Source organism: Dyella thiooxydans (assembly GCF_001641285.1).
Classification (GTDB): domain Bacteria; phylum Pseudomonadota; class Gammaproteobacteria; order Xanthomonadales; family Rhodanobacteraceae; genus Dyella_A; species Dyella_A thiooxydans.
The window spans coordinates 304940-324318 of record NZ_CP014841.1 but is presented as its reverse complement, the minus strand read 5'-3'; the positions used below and the strand labels follow the sequence as shown (position 1 = coordinate 324318).

17 protein-coding genes, 1 tRNA gene and 1 riboswitch are annotated in these 19379 nt (G+C 69.0%); of the genes, 14 read left to right on the top strand and 4 right to left on the bottom strand.

Features of this window, described 5'->3' with window-relative positions:
* The gene (rnr, locus tag ATSB10_RS01375; protein WP_083966033.1) at positions 1-2700 is read right to left on the bottom strand and encodes a ribonuclease R; all 2700 of its coding nucleotides are present in this window, start codon (positions 2698-2700) and stop codon (positions 1-3) included.
* Between the two features lie 139 nt (positions 2701-2839).
* On the opposite strand from rnr, the gene ATSB10_RS01370 reads away from it, so the two are divergent.
* Together ATSB10_RS01370 and ATSB10_RS01365 are read left to right on the top strand one after the other, a co-directional pair.
* Positions 2840-2924: transfer RNA gene (locus tag ATSB10_RS01370), tRNA-Leu, on the top strand.
* A 76-nt stretch (positions 2925-3000) separates the two neighbouring features.
* Positions 3001-3606, top strand: a complete 606-nt coding sequence (locus ATSB10_RS01365) for an HAD family hydrolase (protein ID WP_063674288.1) — start codon at positions 3001-3003, stop codon at positions 3604-3606.
* A gap of 107 nt (positions 3607-3713) precedes the next feature.
* Here the strand turns inward: ATSB10_RS01365 and ATSB10_RS01360 are convergent, their stop codons facing one another.
* Positions 3714-4124, bottom strand: coding sequence for a VOC family protein (locus ATSB10_RS01360; RefSeq protein ID WP_063670083.1), 411 nt, complete (start codon positions 4122-4124; stop codon positions 3714-3716).
* 201 nt (positions 4125-4325) lie between these two features.
* Positions 4326-4429, top strand: a riboswitch (glycine riboswitch).
* A 39-nt stretch (positions 4430-4468) separates the two neighbouring features.
* Between ATSB10_RS01360 and gcvP the strand changes: the two genes are divergently transcribed.
* The gene (gene gcvP / locus ATSB10_RS01355) at positions 4469-7360 is read left to right on the top strand and encodes an aminomethyl-transferring glycine dehydrogenase (protein WP_063670082.1); all 2892 of its coding nucleotides are present in this window, start codon (positions 4469-4471) and stop codon (positions 7358-7360) included.
* Between the two features lie 75 nt (positions 7361-7435).
* Here gcvP and ATSB10_RS19150 read toward each other — a convergent pair whose 3' ends face one another.
* Complete coding sequence (locus tag ATSB10_RS19150) at positions 7436-7573, bottom strand: hypothetical protein (protein WP_157468974.1); 138 nt, start codon at positions 7571-7573, stop codon at positions 7436-7438.
* A gap of 260 nt (positions 7574-7833) precedes the next feature.
* Between ATSB10_RS19150 and ATSB10_RS01350 the strand changes: the two genes are divergently transcribed.
* From ATSB10_RS01350 to ATSB10_RS01320, 7 genes are read left to right on the top strand one after another with little or no spacing between them, the layout of a single operon-like run.
* The gene (locus ATSB10_RS01350; RefSeq protein WP_063670081.1) at positions 7834-8253 is read left to right on the top strand and encodes a YjfI family protein; all 420 of its coding nucleotides are present in this window, start codon (positions 7834-7836) and stop codon (positions 8251-8253) included.
* 8 nt (positions 8254-8261) lie between these two features.
* Complete coding sequence (locus tag ATSB10_RS01345; RefSeq protein ID WP_063670080.1) at positions 8262-8993, top strand: PspA/IM30 family protein; 732 nt, start codon at positions 8262-8264, stop codon at positions 8991-8993.
* Positions 8994-9020: 27 nt separating this feature from the next.
* A complete protein-coding gene (locus ATSB10_RS01340; protein ID WP_063670079.1) occupies positions 9021-10070 on the top strand; it encodes a potassium channel family protein in 1050 nt (349 codons plus the stop codon).
* On the top strand, positions 10046-10729 hold the full coding sequence (locus ATSB10_RS01335) for a DUF2491 family protein (protein WP_063670078.1): 684 nt from the start codon (positions 10046-10048) through the stop codon (positions 10727-10729). Before ATSB10_RS01340 ends, ATSB10_RS01335 begins: the two co-directional genes overlap by 25 nt.
* 36 nt (positions 10730-10765) lie before the next feature.
* The gene (locus tag ATSB10_RS01330) at positions 10766-11173 is read left to right on the top strand and encodes a DUF350 domain-containing protein (protein ID WP_063670077.1); all 408 of its coding nucleotides are present in this window, start codon (positions 10766-10768) and stop codon (positions 11171-11173) included.
* 10 nt (positions 11174-11183) lie between these two features.
* Positions 11184-11753, top strand: a complete 570-nt coding sequence (locus tag ATSB10_RS01325) for a DUF1190 domain-containing protein (RefSeq protein WP_063670076.1) — start codon at positions 11184-11186, stop codon at positions 11751-11753.
* An 11-nt stretch (positions 11754-11764) separates the two neighbouring features.
* A complete protein-coding gene (locus ATSB10_RS01320) occupies positions 11765-12934 on the top strand; it encodes a glutathionylspermidine synthase family protein (protein ID WP_063674287.1) in 1170 nt (389 codons plus the stop codon).
* A gap of 36 nt (positions 12935-12970) precedes the next feature.
* On the opposite strand, the gene ATSB10_RS01315 is transcribed toward ATSB10_RS01320, so the two are convergent.
* Positions 12971-15049, bottom strand: coding sequence for a putative bifunctional diguanylate cyclase/phosphodiesterase (locus ATSB10_RS01315; RefSeq protein ID WP_063670075.1), 2079 nt, complete (start codon positions 15047-15049; stop codon positions 12971-12973).
* A 207-nt stretch (positions 15050-15256) separates the two neighbouring features.
* Between ATSB10_RS01315 and ATSB10_RS01310 the strand changes: the two genes are divergently transcribed.
* The 4 genes from ATSB10_RS01310 (at position 15257) to ATSB10_RS01295 (ending at position 18985) form a co-directional block, all read left to right on the top strand.
* On the top strand, positions 15257-16519 hold the full coding sequence (locus ATSB10_RS01310) for a sensor histidine kinase (protein WP_063670074.1): 1263 nt from the start codon (positions 15257-15259) through the stop codon (positions 16517-16519).
* The gene (locus tag ATSB10_RS01305; RefSeq protein ID WP_063670073.1) at positions 16516-17283 is read left to right on the top strand and encodes a LytR/AlgR family response regulator transcription factor; all 768 of its coding nucleotides are present in this window, start codon (positions 16516-16518) and stop codon (positions 17281-17283) included. The genes ATSB10_RS01310 and ATSB10_RS01305 overlap by 4 nt, the downstream gene beginning before the upstream one ends.
* 18 nt (positions 17284-17301) lie before the next feature.
* Positions 17302-17688 (top strand): hypothetical protein, encoded by a 387-nt coding sequence (locus tag ATSB10_RS01300; protein WP_063670072.1) that lies wholly within the window; start codon positions 17302-17304, stop codon positions 17686-17688.
* 67 nt (positions 17689-17755) lie between these two features.
* Positions 17756-18985, top strand: coding sequence for a carbohydrate porin (locus tag ATSB10_RS01295; protein WP_063670071.1), 1230 nt, complete (start codon positions 17756-17758; stop codon positions 18983-18985).
* Positions 18986-19379: the final 394 nt, after the last annotated feature.

Below are 19379 nucleotides of genomic sequence, written 5' to 3'. Positions count from 1 at the left end.
TTACTTGCCTTTCGATCGAGTGGGACGCCCGCCCCGGCCTTTCGGCTTCTGCTTCGGCTCGGCCTTGGGCTTGGGCTCGGGCCGAGCACGGGACGCCTTGGTAGCCGCCTTTTTCGTTGCCTTGCCCTTCGGCTTGCCGGCGGGCGCTGCGACTGGCGGCAGCGCAGGCAAGGCCGAAGCCGGCCGCGCATGGGCGCGGGGCGGCGGATTATCGCTCACCGGCGCCTTTGCCGGCACCTCGGCGTCACGACGGCCGAAAGCGCGGCCGATCGCATTGGCCGCACGACCGAACATGCCCTGGCTCTTCGCGACCGGCGCCGGTGCGGCCGCGGTCTTGGGCAACGAGTAGCGTTCGCCACTGGCCGCGTAGTCATAGGCCCTGGCGGTCTTCGGAGGCGGCGCGCCGCGCTTCTTCTGCGGCACCAGCCGGAAGTCGATCTTGCGATCCTCCAGGCTGGCGCGCAGCACCTGCACGCGCACATGGTCGCCGAGGCGGAACTGCTCGCCGGACTTTTCGCCCTTGAGCAGCTTGCGCACCGGGTCGAAGTGGTAATAGTCGTTGGCCAGCTGGCTGATGTGCACCAGGCCGGACACCTTCGACTCGTCCAGCTCCACGAACAGGCCGAACGAGGTGACGCCGGTGACCACGCCGTCGAACTCGCTGCCGACGTGCTTGCTCATCCAGGCGCACTTGAAGCGCTCGTCGACGTCGCGCTCGGCCTCCTCCGCACGCCGCTCGCGCTGCGAGCAGTGCACCGCCAGCGAACCCATTTCGGCCGGGGTGTAGACGTAATTGGCCAGCTTGCCGCCAGCGAGTGCGAAGCGGATCGCGCGATGGACCAGCAGGTCGGGGTAGCGACGGATCGGCGAAGTGAAGTGCGCGTACGCACTCAGCGCCAGGCCGAAGTGGCCACGATTCTCCGGCTGGTAGGCGGCCATGCTCTGCGCCCGCAACAGCACCGACTGGATCAGCTCGCGCTCGGGGCGCTCGTGTACCAGCCGCAACAGCTCGGCGAAATCACCCGGGGTGACCTCGGCCAGCGGCGGCAGGCTGAGCTTGAACTCACGCAGGAACTGCTGCAGGTCCTCGTACTTCTCTGCCGGCGGCGGCTCGTGGGCGCGGAACAGCGCGGGGATCTTCTTCTTTTCCAGGAACAGCGCCGCCTGCACGTTGGCGGCGATCATGCACTCCTCGATCAGCTTGTGCGCGTCGTTGCGCTCGATCGCGCCCATCGCCTCGACCTCGCCACGCTGGTCGAGGCGGAACTTCACCTCCGGCGTCTCGAAATCGATCGCACCGCGGCGCAGGCGCTGGGCCGCCATCGCCTTGTACAGCGCGTGCAGGTGGCGGATCTGCGGCAGCACGTCGGCCACCTCGGCGATCGTGTCGGCATCTTCCAGCCCGACCACCTGCCACACCTTGTCGTAGGTCAGGCGCGCATGCGACAGCATCACCGCGTCGTAGAACTTCGACTTGGTCACCTCGCCCTCGGCATTGATCTGCATGTCGCACACCATGCACAGCCGCTCCACCTTCGGGTTGAGCGAACAGATGCCGTTGGACAGCGTCTCCGGCAGCATCGGCACCACGAAGCCGGGGAAGTAGGTCGAGGTGCTGCGCTCCTGCGCCTCGGTATCCAGCGCGGTGCCCGGCTTGACGTAGTGCGACACGTCGGCGATCGCCACGATCAGCCGCCAGCCGCCACCACGTTTCGGCTCGGCATACACGGCATCATCGAAGTCGCGCGCGTCGGCGCCGTCGATGGTCACCAGCGGCAGCTTGCGCAGGTCGACGCGGCCCTCGCGCTCGGCGGCGGTGACTTCCGGCTCGACCTGGGCGGCGTCGCGCAGCACCTCCGGCGACCATTCACGCGGCAGGTCGTAGCTGGCGATCGCCATCTCCACCAGCAGCGAAGGCTGCAGGCGTTCGCCCAGCACCGAGCGGATCTCTCCCAGCGGCGCACGATGCGCGGTCGGCGGGTCGGTGATCTCGACGACGACGATCTGCCCGTTGCGGGCGCCCTGCTCCTTGCCCGGCGGAATCAGGATGTCCTGGTGCAGGCGGCGATCGTCGGGCGCCACCACGGTGACGCCGTTCTCGACCGTCACGCGGCCGACCAGCCGCGGCGAGCGTCGCTGCAGCACTTCGACGATGGCGCCCTGGCGGCGGCCACGCCGGTCGAGGCCCACCACGCTGGCGAGGACGCGATCGCCGTGCATCACCGCACGCATCTGCTGCGGCGAAAGGTAGAGGTCGTCGCCACCCTCGTCCGGACGCAGGAAGCCGTAGCCCTCGGCGTTGGCGATCACCAGTCCGGGAATCAGGTCCAGCTTCTGTGCAGGGGCGTAGTCGCCGCGACGCCCCTGCAGCAGCTGGCCATCGCGCACCATCGCGCCGAGGCGCTTGCGCAGGGCCATCAGGTCGGTGGGATGGTCGAGCTGCAGGGTTTCGGCGATGCGGGCTTCGCTGAGCCATTCGCCGCGGTCGGCCAGCATCGAGAGGATCGCCTCGCGGCTGGGGATCGGTCGTTCGTAGCGCTGCGCCTCGCGCTCGGCCTGCGGATCGCGGACCGCGCCGGCGCCCTTGCGCGGCGCTCCGCCGTTGGAGCGGGGCTTGCCGGACGGCCGCAGGGGGGCGTCGTCGCGGTTGGGTGCTGCTGCGCGGCGCTTGCCGCCACGCGTGTTTTTCTTCTGGGTCACTCAGTTACCTTGGTTGAAGGCCTCCGGGACGGAAATCGTCCGGAAGCAGGGGAAAATTTTTGTCGACGTATTGTTGACAACCCTGGGGTAGATGCCTAATCTACGCGGCTCGCGCAGCCCGAACGGTTGCGCGGCACCTGCCCAGGTGGCGGAATTGGTAGACGCACTAGTTTCAGGTACTAGCGGGTAAAACCGTGGAGGTTCGAGTCCTCTCCTGGGCACCAATTGTAGACGAAGCCCGCAGCGATGCGGGCTTTGTCGTTTCTGCGGTTCATGCAGGCCGCCGGGGGTGATCCGCCGATGACGACCACGCGCCACGCCCTCGCCTCGCACCGCCACTGGGTGTTCGACCTGGACGGCACGCTGACGATTGCCGTGCACGACTTCGCCGCGATCCGCCGCGCACTGGCGATCCGCGACGACGAGGACATCCTCGCCCACATCGCCGCCCTGCCCGCCGCCGAAGCCGATGCCAAGCGCGCGTGGCTGCTGGAGCACGAGCGCGAACTGGCGCTCGCGTCGCGCCCGGCCTCCGGCGCCGTCCCACTCGTCCGCACGCTCGCAGCGCGCGGCTGCCGGCTCGGCATCCTCACCCGCAACCTGCGCGAACTGGCCCTGCTGTCGCTGGAGGCGATCGGCCTGGCCGACTGCTTCGATCCGGCGGTCGTGCTCGGTCGCGAGGATGCGCCACCCAAACCCGCCCCCATCGGCCTGCAACATATCGCCGCGCACTGGTCGGTCGATCCCGCCGAACTGACCATGGTCGGCGACTACGCCTACGACCTGGCCAGCGCCCGCGCCGCCGGCGCGCGCTCGGTGTTGGTGAACCTGCCCGACAACCGCTGGCCGGAACTGGCCGACTGGTACTTCGCCGACTGCCACGCCCTGGCCGCCGCGCTGGCCTGAGGCCCTGGCAGATCGGTAGGAGCCCGCTTGCGGGCGATGCTCTTCGCTCTGATCGGGCACCGGAGCGAAGAGCATCGCCCGGGAGCGGGTTCCTGCAGGAGCGGACATCAGCCCGGATGGGGCGGGCCCTTCAGCTCAATCATGTTGCCCTGCGGGTCGTACAGGTAGATCGATGGGCCTTCGCCTTTCGCGCCATAGCGCATGCCGAGGTCGCCGATGCGCACGCCGTGGGCGCGCAGGTGGGCCAGGATCGCCGCCTCGTCGTAGTCCTCCACGCGAAGGCAGACGTGGTCCATGTTGTGACCCTCCACGCCGGGCGGCGCACCGCCGTGACGGCCGATCCGCCCATCCACGCTCACCAGGTCGATCAACGAGGCCCCGGCGCGCAGCTGCACCAGGCCGATCTCGTCCTGCCGGCGCTCCTCGCGGCAGCCCAGCACGTCGCAGTAGAACCGCTGCATCGCGTCCAGGTCGCATACGCGCAGCACCACGTGGTCGATCTCGCCGATCCGGATCATGGGAAACCTCTTGTCGAAACCACCCCAGCTTAACCGGCCCCATCGGCCCCGCGACCGGGTGCCCCACCCGCTGACCACCACCCGGGCGGCCTGTATAATCGCCGCGGTAAACGTACGGTGGGAGAAGCGTCGGGCCTTCCAGGGCCACGTCGCTGCCGAAGGCGCAACGCCCGTAATCGCTCAGGCCCCGTAACCACCGCGCGCAAACACTCTGGAGAGACCGGTTGAATCCGGCGCCGAAGGGGCACAAGGCAGCAGTCCATCGCTGCCTCCAAACTCTCAGGCAAAAGGACAGAGGGGCGCCCCGCGTGCGGCACGGCACGCTATTCCCGGATGCCCCAGACATGAGCCAGTCCTCCTCCCCCTCGTTGCGCGAGCTCGAGCACCACGGTGCCTTCATCGAGCGTCACATCGGCCCGAACGATGCCGAGATCGCCCACATGCTCGCCGCCATCGGCCAGCCCTCGCTGGAAGCGATGACCGACGCGATCGTGCCCGGCTCGATCAAGTCGCCCGCCCCGCTGGCGCTGCCGGCGCCGCTGACCGAGGTGGAAGCGCTGGCCAAGATCCGCGCCGTCGCCTCGAAGAACCGCGTGTTCCGGAGCTTCATCGGCCAGGGCTACTACGGCACCCACACGCCGAACGTCATCCTGCGCAACGTGCTGGAGAACCCGGCCTGGTACACCGCCTATACGCCGTACCAGGCGGAGATCTCGCAGGGCCGCATGGAGGCGCTGATCAACTTCCAGACGATGTGCGCCGACCTCACCGGCATGGACATCGCCAACGCCTCGCTGCTGGACGAAGGCACCGCCGCCGCCGAGGCGATGACCCTGGCCAAGCGCTCGGGCAAGAGCAAGTCGAACACCTTCTTCGTGTCCCGCGGCGTGCACCCGCAGACGCTGGAAGTGCTGCGCACCCGCGCCGAGGCGATGGGGCTGCAGATCCTGGTCGGTGACGACGCCGACGCCGCCACTGCCGAGAGCTTCGGCGTGCTGCTGCAGTACCCGGACACCTTCGGCCAGGCGCACGACTACGCCGCACTGGTCCAGGCCGTGCACGCGCGCGGCGCGCTGGTGGCGGTCGCCACCGACCTGCTCGCGCTGACCCTGCTCAAGGCGCCGGGCGAATGGGGTGCGGACATCGTGATCGGCAACAGCCAGCGCTTCGGCGTGCCGTTCGGCTTCGGCGGCCCGCACGCCGCCTTCATGGCCTGCCGCGACGCCTACAAGCGCTCGATGCCGGGCCGGCTGATCGGCGTCTCGGTCGATGCCGAGGGCAACAAAGCCTACCGCCTCACCCTGCAGACCCGCGAGCAGCACATCCGCCGCGAGAAGGCCACCTCCAACATCTGCACCGCGCAGGTGCTGCTGGCGGTGATGGCGGCGATGTACGCCGTCTACCACGGCCCGGACGGCCTCAAGCGGATCGCCCGCCGCACCCATCGCCTGGCCGCGATCCTTGCCGCCGCGCTGCGCAAGGCCGGCGTGACGGTGGCCGACGGCTTCTTCGACACGCTGTACATCACCGGCGTGGACGCCGATGCGGTGCACGCCCGCGCCACCGCGCAGCAGATCAACCTGCGCGCCATCCACGGCACCAGCGTCGGCATCAGCCTGGACGAGACCACCACCCGCGCCGACGTCATCGCGCTGGCCGGCCTGTTCGGCGCGGAGATCGACGACATCGACGCGCTCGATGCCGCCACCGCCGATGCCCTGCCGGCCTCGCTGGTGCGCAGCAGTGCGTTCATGACCCACCCGGTGTTCAACACCCACCACAGCGAGACCGAGCTGCTGCGCTACCTGCGCGGCCTGGCCGACAAGGACCTGGCGCTGGACCGCAGCATGATCCCGCTCGGCTCGTGCACCATGAAGCTCAACGCCACCGCCGAGATGATCCCGGTGACCTGGCCCGAGTTCGGCAACATCCACCCGCTGGCCCCGGCCGAGCAGGCCGCCGGCTACAAGGAGCTGATCGACGGGCTGGAAGCGATGCTGGTCGAGTGCACCGGCTACGACGCGGTCAGCCTGCAGCCGAACTCCGGCGCGCAGGGCGAGTACGCCGGCCTGCTGGCGATCCGCGCCTACCACCGCTCGCGCGGCGAGGGCCATCGCGACATCTGCCTGATCCCCGAGTCCGCGCACGGCACCAACCCGGCCAGCGCGCAGATGTGCGGCATGACCGTGGTGGTCACCGCCTGCGACGCCAACGGCAATGTCGATGTCGCCGACATCCGCGCCAAGGCCGAGAAGTATGCCGACCGCCTCGCCGCGCTGATGGTCACCTACCCGTCCACGCACGGCGTGTTCGAGGAGGAGATCGTGCAGATCTGCGAGATCATCCACGCGCACGGCGGCCAGGTGTACACCGACGGCGCCAACATGAACGCCCTGGTCGGCGTGGCCAAACCCGGCAAGTGGGGCTCGGACGTCAGCCACCTCAACCTGCACAAGACCTTCTGCATCCCGCACGGCGGCGGCGGCCCGGGCGTCGGCCCGTGCGCGGTGAAGTCGCACCTGGCGCCGTTCCTGCCCAAGACGTTCGGCGGCGAAGGCGACGTGGGCATGGTCTCGGCCGCCAGCTTCGGCTCGGCCAGCATCCTGCCGATCAGCTGGATGTACATCGCGATGATGGGTGCCGAGGGTCTGCGCCGCGCCACCCAGCTGGCCCTGCTCAACGCCAACTACGTCGCCAAGCGCCTCGCACCGCACTACAAGACGCTGTACACCGGTCGCAACGGCCTGGTGGCGCACGAGTGCATCCTCGACCTGCGCCCGCTCAAGGACGCCACCGGCATCGGTGCCGAGGACGTCGCCAAGCGGCTGATCGACTTCGGCTTCCACGCCCCGACGCTGAGCTTCCCGGTGGCCGGCACGCTGATGGTCGAACCGACCGAGAGCGAGAGCCAGTACGAGCTGGACCGCTTCATCGACGCGATGATCCAGATCCGCGAGGAGATCCGCGCGATCGAGGACGGCCGCCTGGACCGCGAGGACAACCCGCTCAAGCACGCCCCGCACACCGCCGCGATGGTGTCCGGCAGCGAGTGGACCCACACCTACCCGCGCGAGCTGGCCGCGTTCCCGCTGCCCAGCCTGCGGCTGCAGAAGTACTGGTCGCCGGTCGCCCGCGTGGACAACGTCTACGGCGACAAGAACATCATGTGCTCGTGCATCCCGGTCGACGCCTTCAAGGGCGAGATCGAGGCGTTCAGCGAACCGAACGTGATGTAAGCCGTCGCACTCCCGTGCGATGCGAAAGACCCGGCTTCGGCCGGGTTTTTCGTTTCGACGCCCCGTTCACCGCACTCAGCCCGACGATCGCACCGCCTTGATGTCCTGCGCGGCGGCCCAGTCCAGCACATCCTCGCAACGCAGCGCGGTGGCCAACAGGTTGGGGAACTGGTTGGGCGCCAGCGCCTGCACGACATCGAGCGAGAGGGTCATCCGTGCATCACGCGGCACTGCCGGCTGCAGCGCACCCGTTCCATGGAAAACCCGACCCGCATGGCCACATCCCAGTCCCTGATGACCCGCCGGAGATTAGGGAGGCTGCCGTAGCCTTGGCAAGACGGACGAGGGGCCGACCTGCAAGCCGGCGGGACACCCGTCGAAGCCCCGCGTGCCTTTATCGCCAACGCCCTCGCTGGCCCATTCGCCAGTGATCTGCTAAAAACTTGCGTTCACGGTCCAGGGAAGCACTGTTCATGACAGGCAGGGATACGCGCGAGCTACACAGGCAGCTCGACAAGCGCTATGCAGACACGAATGACATCACGGTCGAACTGATCGACGAGGCCGAGCCGGTCATCAACCTCACGCTGCACGCCTACGGCGACATGCAGGTGCAGGTCGCCGCATCCAGCTCGCAGATCGCGGTGTCCACCGTGCTGGTCGACGCGGAACTCGTGCGGGACCGCTCCGGCTTCAACGATGCCTGCATGCGTATCAACCCGATCAACCCGCTGTCCAACCTCGGCCTGACCCAGATCGGCGGTCGCGACACGTACATCGTGTTCGGCGAGTTGTCGACCCAGGCGAGCATGGACGAACTGGACGAGGAACTTCAGGCCCTGGCGCTCAATACCCTGGACGCCGCCGAAACCCTCAAGACCCACTTCCTCTGAGGTCATCCATGAGCCTGCTGACCAAGCTTCTCACCCTGCTGCGCGGCGTCTCGCACGAGACCGGCCAGAAGATCGTCGACGCCAACGCCATCACCATCCTGGAGCAGGAGATCCGCGATACCGGCACCGAGCTCCAACGGGCACGGGACGACCTGGCCAAGCTGATGGCCCAGGCCAAGCTGGCCCAGCAGAAGATGGACGACCGCACCGGCAAGATGGCCGAGTACGCGCATTACATCGAGGGTTCGCTGGACAAGGGCGACGAGGCCCTCGCCCGTGAGGTCGCCGCGAAGCTCGCGCCGCTGGAGGCCGAGCAGAAGGTCGACGAAGGCAACCTGCGCAGGCTGCAGCAGTCGATCGCCACGCTGAAGGCGACGATCGGCAAGACCGAGATCCAGCTGAAGGGGCTGCGCTCGCAGGTCGACACAGTGAAAGCCACCGCGTCCGTGCAGCGCGCGCAGATGGCGATCGCCTCGCGCACCGCCGGCAGCAACAGCCGCATGGGTTCGGCGCTCGACTCGCTGGAACGCATCAAGCAGCGACAGGCCGAGGCCGCCGCGCGCATCGAGGCCAGCGAGGAACTCGATCCCTCCGCCGGCGATGCCGAACTGGAGCGGAAACTGGCAGCTGCCGGACTCGTCAGCGGCGGCACCGGTGCGGAAATGATCCTCGCCCGCTTCAAGCAGGAGCGGACACAGGGAAGCGTAAAGGTCGAGTCCAAGTCGACCGCGGGCAGCTGACGCCGGACGGGGAGACAGGGGGAGCACATGTGGGTTATCGGGCGCCTGACCAGGGCGCTGGCCCGGCACGTCCGCCGGGTAAGCTGGCTGGCCGTGCTGCTGGCGCTGCTGGTGCACATGGGGGTGACCTGGGCGCTGCTCGTGCTGGCGGGCGAATCCGCGCTCGTCGCGCCGCAGGCTTTTCCCTACTACTACATGACCACGGCCACGACCATCGGCTACGGCGACCTGTCGCCGCAGACCACCGCTGGACGCCTGATCGTCGCCTTCCTGCTGATGCCGGGCGCCGTGGCCTTTTTTGCCGCCGTGCTGGCCAAGACCAGCGCATCGCTGGCGAGCTACCTTCGACGCCATCTGGTGGGACGTATGACTTACGAACAAATGCGCGGCCACACCGTGCTGGTCGGTTGGCGAGGCGCCGCCTCGGACCGACTGGTGGACCTGCTGCTGTCCGATACCGCGACGGACGATGAGGGCCTGGTGCTGGTCGCCTGCGAACTGGACGAGAACCCGCGCCCGGAACAGATGCGCTTCGTCGCGGCGGGCAACTATGCGGACAGCCCGGTCTATGCACGCGCGTCGCTGCAGGGTGCCGACCGGATCATCATCCACACCCCCAGCGACGACCAGAGCCTCGCCGCGGTGCTGGCCGTGATGGCACATGCCCCGAACGCCCATGTCGTCGCCCATTTCGAGGGACCCGATGCGCTGCAGCTGGTGCGCTCCCATTACCCGCAGGTGGAATGCACCCGCCCGATGTCCGCCGAGGTGATCGCGCGGGCCGCGCAGGACCCCGGCAGCTCGATCATCGCGCTGGAGCTGCTCTCCACCGCTACCGGCCCCACCCAGTTCAGCGTGGCGATGCCAACCGGTATCGCCACATCGGCGCGCCAGGTCGCACGCTGCTTCAAGGATCAATCGGCGCTTTTCCTGGGCATGCGTGAGTCCGACGTAGCGCCGGTGCAGATCAACCCGCCCGACGACCAGCCGGTGCGCGAGGGCAACATCCTCTATTACCTGGCCCGGCAGCGCATCGATCCGACCGAGCTGGCATGCCTGCAGGGCACGATGGCGTGAGCCTGTTCCATCGTCGACCACCGTCGGATCCAAGTGCCGGCCAGGGACTGCCCGGCACGGCGCGAGCGCTGCTTCCGCTCGGATTGCGCATCGGTGGCCGCGTGCAGTTCGACCGCACCCTGTATCGCTTCGCCCCGCAGGCGATGCTCGCCGAGCTGCCGGATGGCGACCAGGGCATCGAGTGCTACGGGCATATCGAACTCGGCGACGGCTACGTGATGCACCGCTTCTATCTCGAAGACGACGCCTACCTGCAGGTGATGACGGTGGGCGACTCGATCGAGTCCATGCATGCGTTCACCTACTACGAGACGGTCAATCCTCCGAACATCGAAAGCTTCCAGCGCCTGGTGACCGGCGGCGCACACCTGGGCGCGCAGCGGATCAACTATGCCGGCCACGACTGGGATCGGGTCACCAGCGCCGATGCCGGCGACCAGATCCCGCCGATGGCCTTCGACGAGGTGCTGTTCCGCGAGCAGCCGCCCCGTCGCAGCGGCGACCTGACCAACTACGCCGTGGTCTACAGCCGCGCGGTCGCCGACCTGCAGCGCGACGAGCTGCTGGTGGTCAACGCGGAGGACTCCGGTCCGAACCAGTTCTGCATCACCTACGCGGTAGGTATCGAGATCGGGCAAGCCGATCTGGACATCACCTGAGCCCCGATCACCGGACAGCCAACCCAAGGACGCACCATGCAAAGCATCGTCACCCTAACGAGCCTGATCGCCTTCTTCTCCTACCTCGGCATCGGCCTCGCCCTGCTGATCGCTGCCGTCGTTGTGGTGGCGCTGGTGACGCCCCACCGGGATTTCACCCTGATCCGCCAGGGCAACACCGCCGCCTCGCTCGCGTTCTCCGGCACCCTGATCGGCATTGCGCTGCCTCTGCAGGCCGCCATCGCGCATGCAGTCAGCCTCGTGGACGCGGCGGTCTGGGGCGGTCTCGCCGCCCTGGTGCAGATCGTCGCCTATCTGCTGGCACGTGCCGTGGTGCCGGGGATTTCCCGGCAGATCACCGAGGACAAGATCTCCGCAGGCGTGCTCGCCGCGGGCATTTCGATCGCCGTGGGGTTGCTGAACGCCGCGTCGATGACGCCGTGAGGTGCCGCCGATGAAACGCTCAGCGCACCTGCGCCTGACCCTCATGGCCACGGCGCTTCCCGCGACGCTCTCCGGCTGCAGCCACGGCCCGGCGACCGGAGCCGTCGTGCAGTCGGTCGACGAGTGCCGCGCCCTCCCCACCTATATCTCGTCAGACGACTGCAAGGCGGCCTACCAGCAGGCGCTCGCGCAGAGCCAGCTCTACGCACCGAGATTCACCAACGGCAACCAGTGCAACGAACAGTTCGGCGACTGCCAGGCAGACGGCCAGTCGGGGCACGTGACGTACTACCGGCCGCGCATGGGCGGCTTCCTGGTCGGCTACCGGCACAAAGGCAATGTCCTTGACGGATACGACGGTCACAGTGCCCCGCTCTTCCGGGACCGCAGCGGCACGTTCTTCACCTCCGCGGGGGACGTGGTCTCGCGGCACACCGGCGCGGTGCGCGGGGCCCGCGGCAGGGCCAGCGCACCGACGCGCGCCCTGACCGTCTCTCGCCGCGGCTTCGGCTCGGCCAGCTCCGTGCGCAGCTCGTTCGGCCGGAGCGGTCGCTTCGGTGGCTTCCACTTCGGCGGATGACTCGCCAGGGCATGCGACGCATCGCCATCGCCGAGCGCGCCGACTGGCGTAGCCAGGCCGAGCGCCTCGGCTTTCTGTTCCACACCATCGACGGCGAGCGCTACTGGGACGAGCGCGCCTACTACGCGCTCGACCTGCGGCAGGTCGAGGATGACATCGAGGACCCCAGCCTCGCCCTGCATGGCATGGCGATGGATCTGGTGGACGAAGTCGTGCGCTCCGAGGAACTGCTTGCGCGCCTGGCGATCCCGCCGGCCTACTGGGACTGGATCCGCAGTTCGTGGCAGCAGCGCGATCCGCACCTGTACGGACGGATGGACCTGGCCTACGACGGCACCGGTCCGGCCAAGCTCTACGAGTTGAACTACGACACGCCGACCTCGCTCTACGAAGCGGCCTACTTCCAGTGGCTGTGGCTGGAACAACAGATCGAGGCCGGCGTACTGCCGCGGCATGCCGATCAGTACAACCGCATCCAGGAATTGCTGTGCGAAGCCTTTGCCACGCTGGCCAAGGGACGCCTGATCGGCTCACCGGTGCATTTCTCCGCCGTAGCAGACTCGATGGAGGATCGCGCCACGGTCGACTACCTGCGCGATTGCGCGCACCAGGTCGGCATCGCGACCGCCTACGTCGCGATCGAGGATATCGGCCTGAGCGCGGACGGATGGTTCACCGACACCACCGACCGGGTGATCCAGACCCTGTTCAAGCTCTACCCTCTCGAGTTCATGATGGAAGATCGCTTCGGACCGGATCTCCGACGCCACGCCATGCAACTGCTGGAGCCCGCCTGGAAGGCGATCCTGAGCAACAAGGCGATCCTGCCGCTGCTCTGGGAGCGGCACCCCGGCCATCCGAACCTGCTTCCGGCACACTTCGTCGAGGCCGACTTCCAGCCGCAGGCGGGATGGGTACGCAAGCCGCTGTTCTCCCGCGAAGGCGCCAACATCGAGATGGTCACGGCGGGCGGGGAGCGCATCCGCTCGGACGGGCCCTACGGCGACCACCCCGCCGCGATCATCCAGCAATACCACCCGCTACCGTGCTTCGACGGCAACTATCCGCTGATCGGCAGCTGGATCATCGCCGACGTACCGGCCGGCATCGGCATCCGCGAGGACACCAGCCTGATCACCCAGGACACCTCGCGCTTCGTTCCGCACGCGATCATCGACTGACTGCCTTGACGGCAGCGCCTGCCCCGGCACCCCGGGTCAGACCAGCGCCAGCACCATCAGCGTGCGGCAGTGCCGCTCGAACTCCTCCGGCGGCAGCGGGCGGGAGAAGTGGTAGCCCTGCAGCTGGTCGCAGCCGAGGGTGCGCAGCACGCTGGCCTGCAGCTGGGTCTCCACGCCTTCGGCGACCACCTCGATGGCCAGCGTGTGGGCCAGGTCGATGATCGCCGCGATGATCGCGCGCGCCTCCGGCCCGCCCTCGTCCAGCGCCTGCACGAAGAAGCGGTCGATCTTCAGCTGGCGCACCTGGAACTTCTGCAGGTAGGCCAGGCTGGAATACCCGGTACCGAAGTCGTCGATGGCAAACTCGAAGCCGCGCTCGCGGAAGTCCCGCAGCATCAGCCGGGTGCGTTCGGCGTTCTCCATGGCGATGCTTTCGGTCACCTCGAACAGGATCAGCGCCGGATCGACCCCGGCCTCCGCCGCGATGCGCGCAGCCGTGTCCACAAACCCCGACTGGTTCAACTGCAGCGGCGAGAGATTGATCGCGATACGCAGCGGCGCCATCCCCTGGCCGCGCCAGGCACCGATCTGCCGGCAGGCCTCGCGGATCACCCATTCGCCGATGCGACCGATCTGGCCGCTGCGCTCGGCCACCGCGATGAACTCCATCGGCGGCACCTCGCCCAGTTCCGGGTGGGTCCAGCGTGCCAGCGCCTCGGCACCGACGATCGCCCCCGTGGCGCTGTCGTGCTTGGACTGGTAGTGCAGCGACAGGCTGCCGTCCTCGATCGCCGCATGCAGCCCGCGCTGGATCGCCAGCGCCCGCTCGGCACGCCGGCGCATGCTGGTGTCGTAGATGCTGTAGCCGTTGCGGCCGGCCTGCTTGGCCGCGCTCATCGCCACGTCCGCATGCGCGATCAGCGCCTCGGCGGAATCGCCGTCCTGCGGAAAGTGGGCGACACCGATGCTCGGCGTGGCGCAAAGCGTGATCCCCCCGACCACCAGCGGCAGCTGCATGGCGTCGAGCAGGCGCTCGACGATGCGGTGGGCCGAATCCTGCGAACGCATGCGCTCGAGCACGGCGACGAACTCGTCGCCGCCGACGCGACCCACGCTCTCGTACCGCAGGTGCGTGGCCAGCCGCTCGGCCACCGCGCACAGCACCTGGTCGCCCGCGGTCTGGCCGAGCGACTCGTTGATGTGCTTGAAGCCGTCCAGGTCGATGTACAGCACGGCCACGTAACCGCGGCCGTCACGGGCGCCGTCCAGCGCGCGCTCCAGCCGATCGACCAGGGTCGCGCGGTTCGGCAGGCCGGTCAGTGCATCGTGGGTCGAGAGGTAGCGCAGGCGGTCATGCAGGTCGTCCAGCGAACCGGCCAGGCTGCGGGTGCGCTGGTACAGCCGGGTCACCCATTCGGACAGGCCGATGGCCGAGCCCATCGACACCAGCGCGATCACGCCGATCATCGAGCCGACCCAGACCACCGCCGCCGCGTCGCCGGCGTTGCCGGCGGGAAAGCGTTCGCCGGACATGCGCATCGCCAGGTGCAGCGTGGCGCCCAGGATCAGCGCATTGCCGAGGGCGACCGGGATCCGCCGCCGCAGGCTGCGGTTGTGCCGGGCCCGGAACGCGTGCAGCAACTTCAGCACTGCGGCGCCGATCACCACGACCACCACGCACCAGAGCCACAGATGCTGCCCCGCCCCCACCCGCACCGCCGGCAGGTGCAGCGAGGCGACCATCAGCAGATGCATCGGCAGCACGCAGCCGGCCAGCAGCATGCCGCCAGCGATCATCCGGGTGCGGGTGAGCATGACCACGTCGGTCATCGCCAGCACGACATAGGCCGCCAGCAGGGCCAGCAGCCCCGAGGCGATGCACAGCAGCGGATCGAGCCCGTCGCGCAGCTGCGGGACGCGGGCCAAGGTGCCGACGAAATGCTGCGACCACAGCCCGATGCCGATCATCCACACGCCGACCACGTACCACGCGGTGCGCTGCCAGCGCTCGCGCGAGGCGGCCAGCCGGGGCATCACGTCCAGGGCCTGGTAGGTGGTGGTCGCTCCGACAAGAGGGGCCAGCAACGCCAGGGCGAGATGGAAACTGCCGTTCATTGAGCGCCGGGGGAGGCCATTCGGGGAACCAGAAGCATAACGGCAACGCGGCCCCGCACTTGACCCCGCATGCGTGCGGCCGTTCCGGCTTCGCGCCGCGGGATCCGGGTTCCGTCGCCCCCTGGGCCGGTTCCGTCGCCTCCGGCCCGACCGGCGGCGGCCAAGCGACTAAGCTCTGTCGCGATTCCTGCCTCCGGCGAGCCGTCCATGTTCAAGAGCCTGTCCTTCGTCCTGCGCATCGCCCTGGCCTGGTCGGCGGCATTCCTGGTGGGCAGCATGTTCTGGAGCGCCACGCCGGGCTATCACGACGGCCACCTGATTTTCCCCATCTACCTCATCACGCTGGCTTTCGTGATCACCGGCGCGTTCTCGCACCTGGGCCGGGTGCGGCTGATCGCCGGGGAAGTCGACTCCAGCGCGCTGGCCAACCGGCAGCGCCGGCAGATCGAGATCCCGTTCGAGGCCGGCGAGGCGTTCGATCTGGTCGACGCGGCGATCCGCGAGCTGCCGCGCATCCAGGAAGTGGAGAGCGCCCGCGACAGCCTGCAGGTGCGCGCCAAGATCCACCGCCCGCAGCCCTACGGCCGCCACTGGGTGCAGCGGCTCAACCCGGCCAACTGGCTGGGCAGCCTGCGCAACCAGATCACCGCCACGGTCACCCCGGTCAACGGCACCGGCAGCGTCACCCTGCTGTGCGAGCCGGAGGCGGCCGCGTGGAGCGACTGGTTCCGCGTCGACGACGGCACCAACCTGGAGAACGCCGAGGCGATCACCCGCGCCATCGCCCGGCGGGTCGCCGAGCATCGCCGCAACGAGCAGCGCGCCGCAGCGCAGACGGCCACTGAGAAGGAACTCACCGTCGCCCGGCTCAACCTGCTGCACGCCCAGGTGGAACCGCACTTCCTCTACAACACGCTGGCCAGCGCGCAGCTGCTCACCCGCAGCGAGCCGGCCCAGGCCGACCGCATGCTCGGCCATCTCATCCAGTACCTGCGCCACTCGCTGCCCAGCGCCGACGAATCGCTGTCCACCCTCGGCGACGAGCTGGAGCGCACCCGCGCCTACCTGGAGATCATCCGCATCCGCATGGGCGCGCGGCTGACGATGGAGGTGGACGTGCCCGACGCGCTGCGCGCCATCTCGATGCCGCCGATGATGCTGCAGACGCTGGTGGAGAACGCCATCAAGCACGGCCTGGAGCCGAAACCCGGCGGCGGCACGGTATGGATCTTCGCCCGCCGCGACGAGGACCGCGTGATGGTCACCGTCGCCGACAACGGCCAGGGCTTCGGCGTCGCCACCGGCGGCACCGGCATCGGCCTGAAGAACGTGCGCGAACGGCTGCGCCTGATCTACGGCGAGCGTGCCTCACTGTCGGTGGTCGCCAACGTGCCCGACGGCGTCGCCGCCACCCTCGCCGTGCCGGCGGTCACCGAGACACCGAGCGACAAGACCCGGGGGACGCCATGACCCGCGCCGTCGTCGCCGAAGACGAAGCCCTGCTGCGCAGCGAGCTGGTGCGCCAGCTGCACCAGGTGTGGCCGGACCTGACCGTGGTGGCCGAATGCGAGGACGGCGCCAGCGCGCTGGAAGCGATCGCCACGCAGCAGCCCGAGGTCGCCTTCCTCGACATCCGCATGCCCGGCCTGACCGGCATGGACGTCGCCACCGCAGCCGCCACCTGCAGCCCCGGCACGCAGATCGTGTTCACCACCGCCTACCACCAGTACGCCATCGACGCGTTCGAGCGTGGCGCCATCGACTATCTGCTCAAGCCGGTAACGCCGGAGCGCCTGGCCGCCACCGTGCAGCGCGTCCGGTCGCGGCTGGCCAGCGGCCAGCTGCCCGCCAACCTCGGCCAGCTGCTGCGCGATCTGGCGCAGGGCGCGGCCACCACACCGAGGGCTCCGCCATTGACCTGGATCACCGCCAGCACCGGCCGCGAGACGCGGCTCATCATGGTTGACGACGTCGCCTACTTCCGCGCCGACCACAAGTACACCGTGGCGATGACCGCCGACGGCGAGGCGCTGTTGCGCACCTCGCTGCGCGAGCTGCTCGAGGTGCTCGACGCCAACGTGTTCCGGCAGATCCACCGCTCCACCATCGTCAACCTCAAGGCGATCGCCTCGATCGTGCGCGACGACACCGGCCGCGGCACCGTGCGGCTGAAGCAGCGACCGGAAACGCTCACCGTCAGCGCGCCGTTCATGACGCTTTTCAAGACCATGTAGACGCAAGGAGCGCCTGCCGTGGATACCGCCATGCACATGCTCTACCGACTGGTTGCCCTGCTCGCCTTCGCCGCCAGCGCGCTCGGCTGCGACCATCCGCACCGCAGCTTCACCCAGCGCTCCACCGCCAACGGCGTGGACCAGCTCGACAGCCGGGTGGAGATCACCGCCACCGGCGCCCATTTTGACTGCCGCGCCAGCCGCAGCGGGCAATGCCACTACAGCCTGTTCGCCGCCGGCTGCGACCGCGCGGACGACTGCCGCATCCCCGCCCTGAAGACGCTGACCGTGGCGGCCGGCAGCGAACGCGACGTCAGCCACCTGCCCGCCGTGGGGCAGGTGTGCGTGCGTACCGACGACGCCGCGGTGGACGCGCGCTGCCGGGCGCTCGCGCCCGGCGCCTGAGGCGCCGACCCGCCGTCCGCCACACCGAGGCCTATACTTCGCGCACTTTTCCGCCGAAGCGCCACGCATGCCCCACCGCTACGCCCTTGCACTGGCTGCGCTGCTGGCGCTGGCGGCGACCCGCGCACGCGCCGACGACGCGCCCTGGGCCCGCACCACGCTGACCTACGACGGCGCCGCCATCGGCAACCTCGAGGGCGGCGCGGCGCGCTCGTCCACCTACGTCGGCAACCTGCGCCTGCGCAGCCTGCTGGACCTGCAGCGCGCCGCCGGCTGGACCGGCACCCACGCCTACGTCGATGCGCTGTGGATCCACGGCGGCCAGCCCGATGCCTTCGTCGGCGACGCGACGGGCGTGAACAACCTGGCCGCGCCGCCCAACCTGCAGCTGGAAGAGGCGTGGATCGAGCACAACCTCGCCCGTGCCGACGTCTCGCTGCTGGCCGGCCTGTACGACGTCAACAGCGAGTTCGACCGCACCCAGTCCGGCGGGCTGTTCCTCAACAGTTCGTTCGGCATCGGTCCGGAGTTCTCGCAGACCGGCGTCGACGGTCCGTCGATCTTCCCGCGCACCGCGCTGGGTGCGCGCATCGCCTACAAGCCGGCGGCCGGCGTGGTGCTGCGCGCGGCGGTGCTCGACGGCGTGCCGCTGATCCGCAGCGGCGACCGCCTGCGCGCCTTCCAGGCCGGCGACGGCCGACTGTACGTGGCCGAGCTGGCCCTGCTCGACCGCCCCGGCGCGCGGCGGGCTCCCGACGCGCGCTTCCGCATCGGTCGCAACGCCATGCTGCCGATGTACGAGGGCAAGCTCGCCATCGGCGCCTGGCACTACACCACCACGTTCGACCGCCTGGTGCCGGCCGGCAGTCGCACCACGCAGCACGGCGCCACCGGCTACTACGCCGTGGCCGACCGCACCGTGGTGCACGATCCGCACGACAGCGATCGCAGCCTGTCGCTATTCGCGCAGCTCGGCGCGGGCGACCCGGACGTGGCGCGCTTCGGCCGCTACTTCGGTGCCGGCGCCGTGCTGGCCGGACCGTTCGCTTCGCGCCGCCAGGACGAACTCGGCCTGGCCGTCGCGGTGGCGCGCAACGGCCGCCCCTGGCGCCAGCAACAGGCTCCGCGGCCGACCACCGCCACCGAACGCTCGATCGAACTGAGCTACCTGGCGCAGGCCCGGGACTGGCTCGCGGTGCAACCAGACCTGCAGTACGTGATCCACCCGGACACCGATCCCACCGTGCGCAATGCACTGGTGTTCACCCTGCGCTTCGAGCTGTCCACCGGGCTGTGAACCCGCCCGACATCCCAACGCCCGCCCACCCGGTAGGAGCCCGCTCGCGGGCGATGCTTCTGCTCCTGATACACACCAGAGCCCAAGAGCATCGCCCGCGAGCGGGCTCCTACAGGGGTTCGCGCGTCGTGTGCCGCTCGGCGATGGGTGGCGCGTCGCGTGCCGTTCGGGAGCGTGTTCGCGGTCATGCCCGCGGATCCGGAGAATGCACTGGTGTTCACCCTGCGCTTCGAGCTGTCCACCGACCTGTAACCCCGCCCGGTATCCCAACGCCCGCCCACCCATTGTAGGAGCCCGCTCGCGGGCGATGCTTCTGCTCCTGATACACACCAGAGCCCAAGAGCATCGCCCGCGAGCGGGCTCCTACAGGGGTTCGCGCATCGTGTGCCGTTCG